We start from the raw sequence: 15,620 nt of genomic DNA, 5'->3' as shown, positions 1-15,620 counted from the left end.
TTGGTGAATCTTGCACCCCTTGATTTTTGGGGCTTTATCCATACCCTGACGCATTCCATGAAAGGAGAACTCCGTTGAAAAAGCTATTCATTTGTGTTTGCGCGATCGCGATCGCGCTGTTTGTCAACCTCACCCCTGCGGCCTTTGCGGCAGATTTAGCCAATGGTGCCAAAGTCTTTAGCGGCAACTGTGCAGCCTGTCACATGGGGGGTGGCAATGTGGTGATGGCCAACAAAACCCTGAAAAAAGAAGCCCTTGAGCAATTTGGTATGTACTCCGAGGATGCCATTATCTACCAAGTGCAGCACGGCAAAAATGCCATGCCCGCTTTTGCTGGTCGTCTCACCGATGAACAAATTCAGGATGTAGCCGCCTACGTGCTCGATCAAGCTGCCAAGGGTTGGGCAGGCTAAAATTGCCACCGTCTGAAAATAAGGATTGATGAAGGGTGTAGGCGTAGGTGCTACATCCTTTTTTTATTCTGTGACTGCCCTCCAAGTCCTGCAAAGATAGATGTTGTGTTCTGCATCCCCTAGGGAATCCTCTCTAGAACCAGTGCAATTCATATAATGATGAAAGACTTGCTCCTACAAAAAGGCGGTACACTTGGGCTATGCCTGCTGCCCCATTGCCAGCAAATGAACCGGAACGGCAACGTGCCCTTGAGCAGTATCGAGTCTTAGATACGCCTCCGGAACCGATCTTTGATGAAATTACCCACTTAGCGGCGGCAATTTGCGAAGCGCCCATTGCCCTCATTAGTCTTGTTGATCGTCAACGGCAGTGGTTTAAAGCCAAAGTAGGCATTGATGCCTGTGAAACCCCTAGGGATGTTGCCTTTTGTGCTCACGTTATCCTGCAACCAGAACTCGTCATTGTACCGGATGCTCGGCTGGATCCCCGCTTTGCCGATAATCCCGTTGTTACAGGGCCGCCCTATATCCGCTTCTATGCGGGGATGCCCTTGATGACGCCCGATGGCTATGGCATTGGTACCCTCTGTGTGGTGGACTATAAGCCGCGTGAGCTAAACCCCGTTCAACAGCAAACCCTGCGCACCCTTGCTCGCCAAGTCATTAGTGAACTGGAAATCCGCCATCACTTAGAGGTCACCCAGCAACAACTGGCCTACATTCAGCAGATGAGCAGCCTCCAAGAGGCGGTCTTCAATAGTAGTAATCACGCCATCATTGCCACCCGTACCGATGGCATTATCACGCTGCTGAATCGAGCCGCTGAGGAATGGCTAGGATATCCTGCCTCAGAACTGGTGGGTAAAGCGACTCCAGAACGTTTCCTTGATCCTCAAGAGGTGGAGCGCTATGCCCAGATCCTCAGTGCACAATTGGGAGAACCCATTCCTGCGGGGTTTGAGACTCTCGTGGCTCGGGCGCGGCGGGGCTTGGCCGATGAGCAGGAGTGGACATTTGTACGGCGGGATGGCTCTCGCTTTCCTGTGTCCCTGTCAGTCACCCCGATTCATGATAGCCAAGAGCAACTGATTGGCTTTTTGGAGTTAGCCATTGATATTACCGACAAGAAAAAAATTGAGGCGGAGCTGCGACTGCGGGAGCGAGCCATTATTGCTAGCACCAATGGCATTGTGATTACCGACTACCGCCAACCCGATAATCCAATTATCTATGTGAACCCCGCCTTTGAGCGGATGACAGGATACCGAGCAACGGAGGTGATTGGCAAAAATTGCCGCTTTTTGCAGGGGCGCGATCGCCATCAACCGGGGGCTGAAGCCATTCGTAATGCAATTAAAAAAGGCCAATCCTGCCGGGTGGTGCTGCGCAACTACCGCAAAAACGGCCAACCCTTCTGGAATGAACTTGCCATCTCCCCGATTTATAACGAATTTGGTGAAATTACCCACTACATTGGCATTCAAAGTGATGTCACCGAACGGCAGCGGGCACAACTGTTTTTACAGCAGCAGGTGAAGCGCACGCTCCTGCTCAATCGCATTACCGAGGAAATTCGCCAGCAAATTGAACGGGAGCACATTTGTCGCACGGCAGTGCAGCAGGTGGGGACAACCCTCAATGTCAGTCGTTGTCTCTTGTTTGTCTATCAAGAGCATGCGCCGATGGCACTGGTGGCTGAGTACTGTGCACCGGGGGTGTCTTCCGTCAAGGAATGCCCTCTCGATTTGAGCCAGATGCGGGGAGCGTTTTTGGAATCGGTTTTTGCCTCCGATGAGGTGTTTAGCTGCGACGATGTGGCAACAGACAGTCGTCTAACCTCACTTCATGAGTACTGCGAAGTCCTGAATGTGAAATCTGCGGTGATTGTGCGCACGGCCTATCGCAATCAAGCGAATGGTTTGCTCATTTTGCACCAGTGCGATCGCCAGCGGCGGTGGACGGAGGCGATTAAAAGTTTACTCAAGAGTGTGGCGGCGCAAGTGGGAATTGGCCTTGCCCAAGTGCAACTTTTGGAACAGGAAACCCGCCAACGTCAGCAACTGCAACAGCAAATGCAGCGGGCGTTGCTTCTGAATCAAATTACCGAACAGATTCGCCAGAGCCTCGATACGGAAACGGTGTTTGAAACAACCGTCACCCAAATTGGTCAGGCCTTTGGGGTCAGTCGCTGTTTAATTCATCGCTACGAGCCGGGGCCACCGCCGCGTATTCCCGATGTGGCTGAATACCTGCAACCGGGCTACCCCTCAATGCGGGGGGTCAGTGTGCCCGTGGAAAACAACCCCCACGCCTTGGAGGTGCTCAGGAGTGATGCCGCCGTTGTTTCCCACGATGTGACTCAAGAGCCCCTACTTGGCAGTGCCATTGAGCTGTGTCATCAATTTCAAATCCAGTCAATGCTGGCTATTCGCACCTCCTATAAAGGCGTACCCAATGGCATTATTGGCCTGCATCAGTGCGATCGCCAGCGGCAGTGGACTCCCGATGAGATTGAACTTCTGGAAGCAGTGGCCGCTCAAGTGGGGATTGCGATCGCCCAAGCAGAACTGCTGCGCCATGAACAGCAGCAGCGACAGCTGTTAGCTCAGCAAAACCACGAACTGGAACAGGCGCGGCTGCAAGCGGAACTGGCCAACCGGGCCAAGAGTGAGTTTTTGGCCACCATGAGCCATGAGATCCGCACCCCGATGAATGCGGTTTTGGGCTTTACCAATTTGCTGTTGGATACGCCCCTCAATGAGCAGCAGCGGGACTTTTTGCAAACTCTGCACCAGGCCGGCGAGGCACTCCTGACAATTATTAACGATATTCTTGACTTCTCGAAAATTGAATCGGGCAAACTGGTGCTAGAGCAGCAGTTCTTTGATGTGCGCGAGTGTGTGGAGGATGTCCTAAGCCTATTGGCCAGCAAAGCCGAGGAGAAGGAGTTAGAGTTACTTTACACCTGTACCCCCAAAACCCCTGCCCAAGTTAAAGGGGACGTGACCCGGCTACGGCAGATCCTCGTTAACCTAGTGGGCAATGGCATTAAGTTTACCCACGAAGGCCAAGTCGTCGTCCATGTGAGCGCGGTCAAGCACGAGGGCAAGGATTTTCTCCAATTTCAAGTTCAGGATACGGGCATTGGCATTCCCAGCGATCGCTTGGATCGACTCTTCAAGCCCTTCAGTCAAGTGGATGCCTCCACGACGCGCGAGTATGGCGGCACAGGCCTAGGGCTAGTCATTAGCAAACGCCTCTGTGAGCTAATGGGCGGCGATATGTCCGTTGAGAGTACTGAAGGTCAAGGTACAACCTTTACCTTTACGATCCTCGCTGAGGGGCAAAAACCCTATGTACCGCCAACGCTTCATCCGGCTTTGGAGGGCAAGCGTGTCCTCGTTGTTGATGACAATGCCGCTAGCCGTGAGAATCTCTGCACATTACTGCAAAACTGGGGGATGGTGCCTATCGGGTATGGCAATCCCCAACTGGTGCTAGAGGCCGCTCCCCAGTGGGATTTGGCAGTAATTGATTTGAATATGCCCGAGATGACTGGGCTTCAGTTAGCAGAGCGGTTGCAATCAGAGCCCCACTTCAATCAACAGCCGATTATTCTGCTCACACCCCTGAGTTGGCTGGAAACCGCTAGTCGCAAGGAGTTGATCACAGCCCACGTCCCCAAACCCATTCGCCCTCTCACCCTACGGCAAACCCTAATTAAGACCCTTAGCAGTGAATCTACAACTCAGCCTGCCCTGACAAAAACAGGCATTGATCCCAACTTGGGCAGTCGCTTTCCGCTGCGTATCCTCCTTGCTGAGGATAATGCTGTTAATCAGAAGGTGGCACTGCATATTCTCAAGCGGATGGGCTACCGTGCCGATGTGGCGGCCAATGGCCTCGAGGTGCTTGAAGCACTGCAACAGCGCCCCTACGATGTGGTGCTGATGGATGTGCAAATGCCAAAGATGGATGGCCTCGAGACCACCGAACGCATCTGTGCCCAATGGCCCCCCAGCCAGCGTCCTTGGATTATTGCCATGACGGCAAATGCCCTAGCTGGCGATCGCGAACGCTGCTTTGCGGCGGGGATGGATGACTACATCAGTAAACCGATTAAAATTGAAGCCCTTGCCGCCGCCCTCAACCGCTGTCGCTGCCTCAGTCCCAAGACGACCTATCCGCAACTGTGTGAGCAGATCAGTTTTGAGGGTGATCAGAATACAGCAGAGTCTATGACCTAGAGATACTTAGCCAAGAGCAGATGCAGTTTCTCCTTGGTGGCTGCGGGTACCTTGTCAAGGGGAGTGAGAATGGCATTCTTTAAGGCACGGTGGGCTTTAGAGGCTGGTGGATTGGCATGGAGGCGTTTGACGGTTTCACAGATAATCGCTTGGGCATTTTTGACATTGCGCTGCAAGTTGCCAATAATCATCTCCACTGTGACTGAGTCATGCTCGGGGTGCCAGCAGTCGTAATCGGTAACGAGCGCCAGCGTTGCATAGGCAATCTCCGCTTCACGAGCCAGTTTGGCCTCCGGTAGATTCGTCATGCCAATTACGGTGCCGCCCCACGAGCGGTACAGGTTGGACTCTGCCAGCGTTGAGAAAGCAGGGCCTTCCATACACACATAGGTACCTTGGCGGTGGAGGGTGACATCGGGCAGGTTGAGATCAGCGATCGCATCCGCGAGAACACCAGCAAGAGCAGGACACACCGGATCGGCAAAGCCAATGTGCGCCACAATGCCATCCCCAAAGAATGTGGAAATGCGGTTGCGGGTACGGTCAATAAACTGATCGGGCACCACCATATCAAGGGGTTTCACCTGTTCCTGTAGGGAACCCACCGCAGACGCGGAAAGCAGGTACTCGACCCCAAGGGATTTGAAGCCATAGATGTTGGCACGAAAGGGAATCTCCGTCGGCAGTAGATGGTGATCGCGGCCATGGCGTGCCAAAAAGACGACTGGAACCCCAGCAATCTTGCCGCAAATAAAGGCATCGGAAGGATCACCAAAGGGCGTAGTCAGACGTACCTCTTCGACATCGGTGAGAGCCTCCATCTTGTAGAGACCACTACCGCCAATAATGCCAATTTTTGCAGTCATGGAGATTCCTAAAACACCAATCGGCAATAGCTTAGCATTAGTTGACCGGCTTTAGATGCTACCGAGGGGGTTGAACTGGTAGTTGGAGCCTTTAGGGCCATTGGGTCCCGGTGCTGCTTGCACCAGAGGAACTCGATCAAAGGTACCACTGGCGGTTTGCCCCTGAATTTGTACCCCTTGGCGGAGCAGTTGTTGGGTGCTGGCGCGATCGCCCCCTTTGGCCATGGCTTGAGCCAGCGCCTGCGTAGCATCGTAGGCGGTTGTGGTGCGCCAACTAATTTGCCCCCGCCACGCTTGGGCTGCCTGCTGCGCAAAGGGATCACTGGGGTTAGTACTCCAAGGCACTGCTAGAATCATGCCATTGATGGCGCTATCCCCCTTGATCAGTAAATCAGGGCTGTAGAGTTGATCACTACCAAACAACTGCACGGGGATAGTTTGGGTTTGATTGGCAATAGCAAGGGCAACGGCATCATTCACCCGGGCGCGACTCATGGCCAAAATGACCACATTGGCTCCCGCTTGCTGTGCTGTGGTCATTGCTGTATTGGCATTAAAGCCGGAGGCGGCCACATCCATCTGTTGCACCACTTGAGCACCAAACCGAGGCAGAGCAGCGACTAACTTAGTTTTCAGTTCATCACTGTAGGGACTATCGCTGTTGTAGAGAACAGCCACTTTGGCATTAGGGACTTTTTTCGCAGCGGCTTGGGCGAGGGTATTGGCGGCATTGTCAAGGTAGGTATTGAGAAGTTGTTGCCCCTTTTCATTCAGAGATAGCGTCTGTACCTGTACTGTGCCGTTGCCTTGGGGGGTGACATTCGTGGTCAGGGGAGAAAGGGCAGCAATCCCTGCTTGCTCATAAACCTGTAGAGCGGCACGACTATTGGCGTCGGTGCCATGACCCAGTACCCCTTGGATTGAACTGTTGATCAAATCTTCGGCCAAACTGGTCACACCATTGGGGCTGTTTTCATTGACAATGGCGACTTCAAGGGCACGACTGGGGCCACTGGCATTAAAGCGCTCTTGGTACTGAGCGACCCCCCGCAGAATTTCCTTGGCAGTATCGGGGCTAGTACCAATGGGAACAACGGTGGCCATCGTCATCGGGTTGCCGGCTTGGCGAGCACGGGCATTGTTAAGATAAATGCGCGCCTCTGGATCATTGGGATCGAGGGTGACGAGTTCTTGATACTTGGCGATCGCCTGTGCCCAATCTCCCTGATCAAAGGCAAGGGCGGCTTCTTGCTTCAGGGCTGCTCGCTGCGGATTGGGTTCACTGATCAGGATGCGCTCCCCTTGGCTAATATAGGCTGTGTTGCGGGCAGTGGTTTTGCTCACCAAGTGGTTGCCGCTGGTTGTCCCTCCTATCGGCAGTGGCGTAGTGCCGTTGCGGTTAGCAATAAAGATTCGATAGCCAAGGAAACCAATACCACCCGCGAGTAATAGAACCACCCCAAGGGCAGCAGCAACTAGCGGTAGTTTCGATTTTCCCGCCCCGGCACCGCCATTACCACTGGCAGGATTCATGGCCTCACGGGGTAGTCCACAGATGTTACAGTCGGGGCCAAAGTTTTCATAGGGGGGGTGGGGACCACTGGCATTGGGGTAGGATTTACCGTTTTTAGGTACGCCATCGCACTTCCAAGAACCGGGAGATGGTGCCATGATGCCCCCCTTTCAAGTGAATTTGGATCAGTGTACTGTCCTAAGCACGGGCAAGAACAGGATTTTCGTCTTCGGCGTCTTCGGTGTCGGCCTCTTCTTCAAGGACAATCGTCATGAAGCGGAGGATGTTTTCATTGAGGCGCATGGCGCGTTCTAGGGGGGCGATCGCCGTCCCAGCAGCGGTATAGGTCATCAGAATGTAGTAGCCCTCCCGCAGTTTCTTGATCGGGTAGGCAAACCGACGCTTACCGCGATTTTGCACCTTAAGCTTTGTCGCACCCTGTTCTTCTAAAAAAGTGCGAAATTGGCTAATGGTTTGTTCCAGTTGTTCTTCGCCCACATCGGGACGAATAATATAGAGCGTTTCGTAGTTCCGTGTAATCATTGAGGTCAACTCCCTTTGGACAAATGGCCTTTTGACGGATGCAAAAAGCAAGGCTTTATAATTCTAGCACTGCAGTTTGCCATTCTTGGCAAGGAAAAGAGGGGACTAATTCACTATGGTGGAACGGTTTGTGCGGGTACAGACCACGGGGGGACAGATTCATTACGGCACACTGCAACTCAACCGCGAAGTGATGATTTGGGATGCGGCACCGTGGCTCCATGGCCAACCCACGAACCAAGTCCTCAGTCCCGATAGCTATCAACTGCTGGCTCCCTGCTCCCCCTCAAAAATTGTTGCTGTCGGACGCAACTATGTGAAGCACGCTGCCGAAATGGGCGATAGTGTGCCCCCTGAGCCATTGATTTTTCTAAAGCCGCCGACAACGGTTCAAGCCCCCGGCTGTCCCATTTGGTATCCGCCCCAAGTAAAGCGGGTGGACTATGAGGGGGAATTGGCGGTGGTCATTGGTCGTCGTACCCGTGCCTGCCCTGAAAATGAAGCTCTTGAGCATATTTGGGGTTACACGATCGCCAACGATGTCACGGCTCGGGATCTGCAGCAGCGGGAGCAACAATGGACACGGGCTAAGGGGTTTGACACCTTTTGCCCCCTAGGGCCTTGGATTGTGCGAGAGGTTCCTAGCGATGCGCGGTTGCAAACCTTTATTAATGAGGCCGCGCAACCCGTCCAATCAGCAACGATTGATCAAATGGTTTTCTCACCCGCCAAGTTGGTGAGTTTCATTAGCTATGTGATGACACTGCTGCCGGGGGATGTGGTATTGACGGGGACACCCGCAGGAATTGGTGCATTACAGGTGGGCGATCGCGTGCGCGTCGAAATTGAAGGCATTGGCAGCCTCCTGTCGGTAGTCACAACACCGGAGACCCCTTGGACACCCCCCTTAGGTCGCGTCTATTAGGAATATCCCTCTTTAATGACTTTAGGCGGATGAAAAGACACATTGTCGGCTCCATTGATGCACCAGTGGACAGATAAAGGCATTCATCTGACGGCTGAGTTGGGCAAAGCCAAACTGTAACGATGGAACGGGAAAAACCTCTAATCAGGGGAAGGATATTAAGTTTTTCAATGCCTTATTCTTGGTAAATTTGACACAATGCTAGCATTGTAGTAGCGATTTAGAAACCTTTTCAAAGAGATAGAAACTAATTATCAGTAACCAACATTTTAGAAAAGGACTTTAGAAGCAATTATTTTTTGATTTTTTGTAGTTAATTATTATTTCAATTTCAGTCACTTTGGGGCTGTTTTCAATTAGCTATTCACTATTGAGGAATTATTTAGGGAGGCAGGGCAATGTTAAATATCCACTTTAAGTCAGCGCTGACGCTGTTGCTAGGCATGGGTCTTGTTGTTGTTCCCCAAGGACTCGCCAACCCCGTCAATTTTCGCTTAGAGGTTAACTGGCCAGCGATCGCTGGCTGGCAAAACTGTAGTCAGCCCAAGGAAGGATGGTTCAAAGTTCAAGGCCCCGCCTACCTGAAGCAGGTCACCGATAAAACGCCTTACCTTGCCCTCAACTATGTAGTTCGTCACCCAGTGCGCATGGCACGCTATACCGCTACTGGTTAATTGCTGAACCACAGCCCAGATATTAAAACGATCTCTAGTACCGTGTACCAAGGGGGACGAGAAGTGAGGAACTATCAAGAGGGTGTACCAATGCATCGTGTCAATATCTGGCACTTAACCTCAAGGGAAATGTACTATTTCCAAGTTTTGATTGATTCTCCTTGCGTGCGCCAAGCAGGCGGTGGGCAAGCAGCCCAACGGGTCGTTACCTCCTTTACAGTGGAACCTGATTCTACGGTGACTCGGCCACCGGCACCAACCCCCACCTATAGTCACCCACCCCAAATGACACCAAGAATTGTCTTCTCCAACAACAATCCCCATGCCGTTGCCAGCCGTCCTCCTGAAGCACGGATTCTAGTACTCGATCGCCCCTATCACTTTAGTAAAATTACTACCTATCACTGGAACGGTGGTCGGGGTGCCCCTGCTGGACAAGTGATGCTCTGAAATGTGGAAACGCGGCAAGTGGTGGGCACATGGCCTGCACGGCTGGAAGATCGCTACTATTGGGTCGTGCAACCCGAAATTGTGGTAGCGCCGGGGCGGTATGCAGTGTTGACCTCCAGCCCGCAAACGTGGTCTTATAATGCGACTTCCAAAAATGCTGGCATGACTTGGATTGAAGGGTACCCAATGCCTCGCTAGTGTCAAAGTTGGAGAAATTGTTGGCAGGGGGGCGATCGCGAGTCGCAGGGCGGGGCTTTAGACCCAATTCTTTGGTAAGCTAAAGAATGCTTTCTAAAACCGTGCTAACACCTCCTATGTCTGCATCCGTATCCTTTGACCTCGACGCCCTCAACCAACGCTTTGAGGGAGCACATCCCCGCGAAATTCTAGCGTGGGCAGTGGCTGAAATTCCCCAAGGGCTGGTGCAGACCAGTGCCTTTAATGTCGATGACATGATGATTACGGATTTGCTCTACCGTGATCTACGCCCCAATCCGCCGGTGCCTGTTCTCTTTTTGGATACGCTGCATCACTTTCCAGAAACCCTTGAATTTGTGCAGCAGGCCAAGGAAAAATATGGTCTGGATTTGCGCACCTATAAAACCCCCGATGTGGACAGTCGTGAGGCCTTTGCTGCTCGCTATGGCGACAAGCTTTGGGAAACCAATGTTGAGCAGTTTCACCATCTTACTAAAATTGAACCACTGCAACGGGGCTTAGCAGAACTGAATACGGTGGCTTGGATTACGGGACGGCGTCGCGATCAAGCGGTCACCCGTGCCAATATGCCCTACGTGGAACTGGACAAGCAGGGTCGTCTGAAAATTAATCCCCTCGCTGCTTGGACACGCAAACAAACATGGACCTACGTGATGGAGCACGGAGTAATTTACAATCCCCTCCACGATCGCGGCTATGCCAGCATTGGCGATGAACCCCTCACTACCCCTGTAGCTGAAGGGGAAGACGAACGGGCGGGTCGCTGGCGTGGCATGGGCAAAACCGAGTGCGGCATCCACATCTAAGCCCATGTACTTTCAGGACGTTATTGCCACACTGCACCAATTTTGGGCGGCTCAGGGATGCCTGATTGCCCAGCCCTACGATGTGGAAAAGGGCGCCGGTACCAAAAGCCCCCATACCTTTTTGCGTGCCCTCGGCCCTGAGCCTTGGGCAGTGGCCTATGTCGAACCCTGTCGCCGACCGGGGGATGGCCGCTATGGCGAGAATCCTAACCGCTATCAGTACTACTACCAGTACCAAGTGCTGATTAAGCCCTCTCCTGACAATATCCAAGAAATCTATTTGGAGTCGCTGCGTGCCCTTGGCATTCGCCCCCAGGAGCATGACATTCGCTTTGTTGAAGACAACTGGGAGGATGCGGCCGTTGGCGCATGGGGGGTGGGCTGGGAGGTCTGGCTCGATGGCATGGAGGTAACGCAGTTTACCTATTTCCAGCAGTGTGGTGGCTTAGATTGTCGGCCGGTCTCCATTGAAATTACCTATGGTTTGGAACGGTTGACCATGTACCTCCAAGAGGTGGATGCGATCGCCAGCATTCGTTGGAACCCCACGCTCACCTATGGCGATGTCCATCTCCAAGGGGAAATCGAGCAATCCACGTACAACTTTGAAGCCTCTGACCCGGAACGATTGTTCACCCTTTTTAGTCTCTACCAGCAGGAGGCGGAGCAGCTTCTGGAAAAGCAGTTGGTACTACCCAGCTTGGATTATGTGCTCAAGTGTTCCCACACCTTTAACCTGCTGGATGCCCGTGGTGTGATTTCGGTGGCAGAGCGCACGCGCTACATTGGTCGCATTCGGGGACTGGCACGGCGCGTCGCCCAAGCCTATGTCCAACAACGGGAAGCCCTAGGATTTCCACTGCTGAAGGAGCCAACGCCGATCGCCCCCTAAGTCACCATCGCTCAAGGAGTATCCATGGGACGGCAGTGGCACCTGTCGGTGGTCTTGGCCTTGTTTGCAGCATCGGCAACGCTAGCAGCGGATGTGCCACGCTTTCTCAGTCCTAGCAAATTTTGGGGGCAGTTGGTCTATCAAGTCAAACCCTTGAAGCCCGAAAAAGTGGTGGCGCTGACCTTTGATGATGGCCCTTGGGGAACCTCAACCCGCCAAGTGCTGCAAATTCTCAAGGAGGAGGAGGTCAAGGCCACATTTTTTGTTCTTGGCAAGCACGCCCTCATGTACCCCAATATCATTGCTGACATTGTCAAAGCCGGTCATGCCGTTGGCAACCATAGTTGGAGTCATCCCTATCAGCCCGTTGATCCTGAAGTCGCCAAGCAAGAAATTGAAAACACCTCTGCGCTCATTGCCAAGCAAAGCCAAGCGCAAACGCGCCTGTTTCGGCCACCGGGGGGCAATCTGACCACGGGGCTAGTGGATTATGCCAAGTCGAAAAACTACGCCATCATCCTGTGGTCGGTGGATACCCACGACACCCGCCCCAACACCACAGCAGCGGACATTGTTGAGCGCACCCTTAAGGAAGTGAAGCCGGGTAGTATTATTTTGCTCCACGATGGCGGCGGCGATCGCGCCACTACCCGCAAAGCTCTCCCCACGCTGATTCGTCGCCTACGGCAAAAAGGTTATCGCTTTGTCACTGTGCCGGAACTGCTGCAACTGGCAGTTAAAGCCTCCACGCCGAAGCCTCAACCTACAATCACTCCGACACCCACACCAACACCCACCGCGGAACCCAGTCCAACCCCAGTTCCCACTCCAGAAAGCCTGCCCAGTCCTGAGCCGCTACCGATACCCCCCAGTAGCATCCCCGGTGGACCGCAATTGGAGCCACCCCGCATGCCCCCTAACTAAGGCTCTAGGGGAAATTCGCTAATCTGTGGCGTCGAGGTACCATTGAGGGTTTCCCCCAGTTGATGGAGGGGTTCATAGACCGGTTCTAAACTGGCTTGGGTGTGGGCGATCGCCCGCAGGAGTTCAGCCGTGAGATATTCCAAGGGATGGGGAGGGGGCGGTTGGCGGCGCCGATACTTGGGGGTGGGCACAAACTCACTGGCCACGGCCTGAAGCTGGTAGGCCAATGCTTTCACCTTGGCAAGATAGGTCAGGGTTTCCTCAAGGTGCTGGGTAATTTGCTGGTGTTGGGCTTGCAGTTGTTGCCACTGTTCGGGGGCGATCGCACCCGCTGCTGGTTTGAGATCGAGGGGAGTCAAATCTTGAAACAGTGCTTCTAAGTCTGGGGTTTCACTACTCACGAGTCCCTCCAACAAGGCCGCATCAAATAACTCCCCGAGCACTTCGGGAGAGACGGCTGCCCACTCACTGGGGGAAGAAAATGCAGGGTCAGGCGCTGTCATGGGCATTTACCAAGTCGCGTTGGGCGGGATTGCAGTGCATCAAAAGGGGGTGGTTGCCCTAACTTTGTTAACCTTATAACGGTTTTGTTTGGTGATCGCGGTTGTGACCTCCTCTTCTTTGCCAATTGTTTTGGGTGTAACGGGTGCGTCTGGTCTGATTTACGCAGTGCGTGCCATTAAATTTCTATTACGAGCGGACTATCCTATTCAATTAGTGGCATCAAAGGCCGTGCATCAGGTGTGGCAAGCAGAATATGGCCTCACCCTGCCGATTCAGCCCGATAAGCAGGAACTGTTTTGGCGCGAACAGGCGCAAGTCTGGGAAGGTTCCCTCACCTGTCATCGGCCAACGGATGTGGCAGCAGCGATCGCCAGCGGTTCCTTTCGCACCTTGGGCATGGTGATTCTCCCCTGTAGTATGAGTACGGTCGCTAAGTTGGCGGCAGGCCTGAGTTCAGATCTCCTAGAGCGGGTGGCGGATGTCCACCTCAAGGAACACCGTCCATTAGTGCTGGTGCCCCGCGAAACGCCTTTTAGTCTGATTCACCTGCAAAACCTCACCCAATTGGCAATGGCCGGGGCGCGAATTGTACCCGCCATCCCTGCGTGGTATCACCGGCCGCAGACCATTGAGGATCTGGTGGATTTTGTCATCGCCCGTGCCCTTGATCAGTTAGGGTTAGATTGTGTGCCGCTGCAACGTTGGCAAGGACCCCTTTCCTAATGCGCGCTTGGATTTATCTGGGGGCGATCGCCCTGCTCAGTACACTGGTCGTCCAAAATTGGCAACCGCTGGTCTCCCTGCGCTTTTTGGGACAGCAAACTCCGGCGCTCCCCCTTGCTGCTTGGCTTGTGGTGGCAGCCCTCTCAGGAATCGTGGCGGGGCAGTGTTTACTCTGGCTAACCGCAGAAGCGCCAGCGCCAGTAGCACGGCCAACCCCGCGATCGCAACCCCCTGAACCAGAACTGGATGCCTCGATGCGTCCGCCGGAGGATGAACCAGAGATCGATACCAGCGATGTGGAGGATTGGTTTAGCGAGCCTGAGCCAGCACCCCGCGAACCAGAGATTCAAGATCGCCCCCGCACGACCTACTCGTACCAATATCGCCCTTCCCGCAAAGCCACCGCCAAAGCCCCACCGCCCCCCGATCAGGTGGTGGATGCCGAATACCGCATTCTGACGCCGCCACCCCCCAAGGACGCTCCCCCAGAGGATGAAGAAGACTGGGATATTCCCCTATGATCAAAGGCGTTGCCATCGGAGGGACGTGCTGTGAAGGTTGCAGTGGTTGGTGCCACAGGTCGCACAGGTCATCGCATTGTGAATGCCCTACAAGCGTCTGAGCATCAGGCGATCGCGGTTGTGCGCAATCCCGCCAAAGCCCAAGGGCGCTGGCCAACGGTAGAGATTCGCACCGCTGATGTGACCCAACCGCAGACGCTGCCCTCGGCGCTGCAAGAGTGTGATGCGGTGATTTGTGCCACAGGAGCCAGCCCCAGCCTCAACCCCTTGGAACCCCTAAGTGTGGACTATCTTGGCACCAAGAATCTGGTGGATGCCGCCAAAGCTGCCCATGTGCAGCAGTTTATTCTCGTCTCGTCGCTGTGTGTCTCGCAATTTTTCCATCCTCTGAATCTTTTTTGGCTGATTTTGTATTGGAAGCAGCAGGCAGAACGTTATCTCCAAGAAAGCGGTCTAACTTACACGATTGTGCGGCCGGGGGGGCTAAAGGAAACCGATGACGGTGGCTTTCCGACCATTGCCCCAGCAGATACCCTCTTTGAGGGGAGTATCGCGCGATCGCAGGTGGCGGAGATCTGTGTCGCCGCCTTGGGCGAGCCGAGTGCCTACAACAAAATTTTTGAGGTGGTCAGCCGTCCTGATCAAACCCCAGCCGCCTATCCAGAGTTATTCCGCTCAATTGCGGCAGTGTGAGGATCAGTTGGTGCGGTTTTCCCGTTGGTTGCTGGCGATCGCTCTTCTAGTGGGCATGGGCTATTTCTTTTTTGGGTCGCGTTCAAGTGCCCTCTGGTGGTACTGGTACCGCTGGCAGCCGGGTCAAATTGCCCCCTTAGTCATGCAGGGGGGTGATCCCTATGTACGGGCACTGATGCGCACCATTTCTGCCAGTGAGGCCAACGACGCCAATCCCTACACCCTGCTCTATGGTGGCGAGCACATCCAAGACCTCAGCCAGCATCCCGATCGCTGTATTCCCATTCGCCGCGGTCCCAATCAGCACCTATGTACCACCGCCGCAGGCCGCTATCAATTTCTCACCACCACTTGGGCAGAAAAAGCCGCCCGCTATCATCCCCAACCGCCGAGCTGGTTTTGGCAGGGCTATAGCTTTGCCCCAGAGTATCAAGATCAGGTGGTCTATCGCTGGCTGACAGATCCGGCTGCTTGGAATGCCGATATTCCCCAACTGTTGCGGGAGGGGCGTGTACAGGAAGTTTTTGCCCTACTGTCGGATACGTGGACTAGTCTGGGCTACGGCCTTGAAAGCAACCTGATCACACCCCACCTCGAAGAGATTTACCAGCAACTGTTGGCTCAAGAATTAGCCGCCTCCCAGACTGCACACTCTCCGGGGAGGGATGCGTTACGCTAGTCAATTTTCTCTGCCGACGGATCTATTC

The 15,620-nt window shown here is 53.9% G+C and carries 17 protein-coding genes; 13 read left to right on the top strand and 4 right to left on the bottom strand.

Going from position 1 to position 15,620, the window contains the following annotated elements:
* The first annotated feature begins 74 nt into the window (after positions 1–74).
* Together petJ and M0646_RS09690 are read left to right on the top strand one after the other, a co-directional pair.
* Positions 75–413 carry a cytochrome c6 PetJ gene (gene petJ, locus M0646_RS09695; protein ID WP_149820357.1) on the top strand — a complete coding sequence of 113 codons (339 nt, stop codon included), beginning with the start codon at positions 75–77 and terminating at the stop codon, positions 411–413.
* Positions 414–613: 200 nt separating this feature from the next.
* Entirely contained in the window at positions 614–4,660 is a 4,047-nt protein-coding gene (locus M0646_RS09690) for a GAF domain-containing protein (protein ID WP_286649589.1), read from the top strand.
* On the opposite strand, the gene M0646_RS09685 is transcribed toward M0646_RS09690, so the two are convergent.
* The 3 genes from M0646_RS09685 to rpsF are packed head-to-tail and all read right to left on the bottom strand — an operon-like array spanning position 4,657 to position 7,582.
* Positions 4,657–5,526, bottom strand: coding sequence for an S-methyl-5'-thioadenosine phosphorylase (locus M0646_RS09685; protein ID WP_149820352.1), 870 nt, complete (start codon positions 5,524–5,526; stop codon positions 4,657–4,659). The genes M0646_RS09690 and M0646_RS09685 overlap by 4 nt on opposite strands.
* Positions 5,527–5,577: 51 nt before the next feature.
* The gene (locus M0646_RS09680; RefSeq protein ID WP_286625521.1) at positions 5,578–7,197 is read right to left on the bottom strand and encodes an ABC transporter substrate-binding protein; all 1,620 of its coding nucleotides are present in this window, start codon (positions 7,195–7,197) and stop codon (positions 5,578–5,580) included.
* Positions 7,198–7,237: 40 nt separating this feature from the next.
* Positions 7,238–7,582: a 30S ribosomal protein S6 gene (gene rpsF / locus M0646_RS09675; RefSeq protein WP_149820349.1), complete on the bottom strand. Its 345-nt coding sequence runs from the start codon at positions 7,580–7,582 to the stop codon at positions 7,238–7,240.
* Positions 7,583–7,697: 115 nt separating this feature from the next.
* Here rpsF and M0646_RS09670 point away from each other — a divergent pair, with 115 nt between their 5' ends.
* The 7 genes from M0646_RS09670 to M0646_RS09640 all read left to right on the top strand — a co-directional run bounded on the left by M0646_RS09670 (position 7,698) and on the right by M0646_RS09640 (position 12,472).
* On the top strand, positions 7,698–8,507 hold the full coding sequence (locus M0646_RS09670) for a fumarylacetoacetate hydrolase family protein (protein WP_149820347.1): 810 nt from the start codon (positions 7,698–7,700) through the stop codon (positions 8,505–8,507).
* Between the two features lie 398 nt (positions 8,508–8,905).
* Complete coding sequence (locus tag M0646_RS09665; protein WP_286625519.1) at positions 8,906–9,181, top strand: hypothetical protein; 276 nt, start codon at positions 8,906–8,908, stop codon at positions 9,179–9,181.
* A gap of 90 nt (positions 9,182–9,271) precedes the next feature.
* Positions 9,272–9,631: a hypothetical protein gene (locus M0646_RS09660; protein ID WP_286625518.1), complete on the top strand. Its 360-nt coding sequence runs from the start codon at positions 9,272–9,274 to the stop codon at positions 9,629–9,631.
* Positions 9,632–9,634: 3 nt separating this feature from the next.
* Positions 9,635–9,829 (top strand): hypothetical protein, encoded by a 195-nt coding sequence (locus M0646_RS09655; protein WP_149820342.1) that lies wholly within the window; start codon positions 9,635–9,637, stop codon positions 9,827–9,829.
* Between the two features lie 116 nt (positions 9,830–9,945).
* Positions 9,946–10,656: a phosphoadenosine phosphosulfate reductase gene (gene cysH, locus M0646_RS09650; RefSeq protein ID WP_286625517.1), complete on the top strand. Its 711-nt coding sequence runs from the start codon at positions 9,946–9,948 to the stop codon at positions 10,654–10,656.
* Positions 10,657–10,660: 4 nt separating this feature from the next.
* Positions 10,661–11,548, top strand: a complete 888-nt coding sequence (glyQ, locus tag M0646_RS09645) for a glycine--tRNA ligase subunit alpha (RefSeq protein ID WP_286627183.1) — start codon at positions 10,661–10,663, stop codon at positions 11,546–11,548.
* A gap of 24 nt (positions 11,549–11,572) precedes the next feature.
* Entirely contained in the window at positions 11,573–12,472 is a 900-nt protein-coding gene (locus M0646_RS09640; RefSeq protein ID WP_286625516.1) for a polysaccharide deacetylase family protein, read from the top strand.
* On the opposite strand, the gene M0646_RS09635 is transcribed toward M0646_RS09640, so the two are convergent.
* Entirely contained in the window at positions 12,469–12,975 is a 507-nt protein-coding gene (locus tag M0646_RS09635; RefSeq protein ID WP_190278058.1) for a hypothetical protein, read from the bottom strand. The two genes, M0646_RS09640 and M0646_RS09635, sit on opposite strands and share 4 nt — an antisense overlap.
* 103 nt (positions 12,976–13,078) lie before the next feature.
* Here M0646_RS09635 and M0646_RS09630 point away from each other — a divergent pair, with 103 nt between their 5' ends.
* The 4 genes from M0646_RS09630 to M0646_RS09615 are packed head-to-tail and all read left to right on the top strand — an operon-like array spanning position 13,079 to position 15,592.
* Entirely contained in the window at positions 13,079–13,699 is a 621-nt protein-coding gene (locus M0646_RS09630) for a flavin prenyltransferase UbiX (RefSeq protein ID WP_226971939.1), read from the top strand.
* The gene (locus M0646_RS09625; protein WP_286625514.1) at positions 13,699–14,220 is read left to right on the top strand and encodes a hypothetical protein; all 522 of its coding nucleotides are present in this window, start codon (positions 13,699–13,701) and stop codon (positions 14,218–14,220) included. Before M0646_RS09630 ends, M0646_RS09625 begins: the two co-directional genes overlap by 1 nt.
* A gap of 30 nt (positions 14,221–14,250) precedes the next feature.
* On the top strand, positions 14,251–14,913 hold the full coding sequence (locus M0646_RS09620) for an SDR family oxidoreductase (protein ID WP_286649588.1): 663 nt from the start codon (positions 14,251–14,253) through the stop codon (positions 14,911–14,913).
* Between the two features lie 55 nt (positions 14,914–14,968).
* Complete coding sequence (locus tag M0646_RS09615; RefSeq protein ID WP_399363236.1) at positions 14,969–15,592, top strand: lysozyme; 624 nt, start codon at positions 14,969–14,971, stop codon at positions 15,590–15,592.
* Positions 15,593–15,620: the final 28 nt, after the last annotated feature.

The organism is Thermosynechococcus sp. B3, assembly GCF_030323045.1.
GTDB lineage: Bacteria > Cyanobacteriota > Cyanobacteriia > Thermosynechococcales > Thermosynechococcaceae > Thermosynechococcus.
This window is presented reverse-complemented; position numbering and strand designations above follow the sequence as displayed.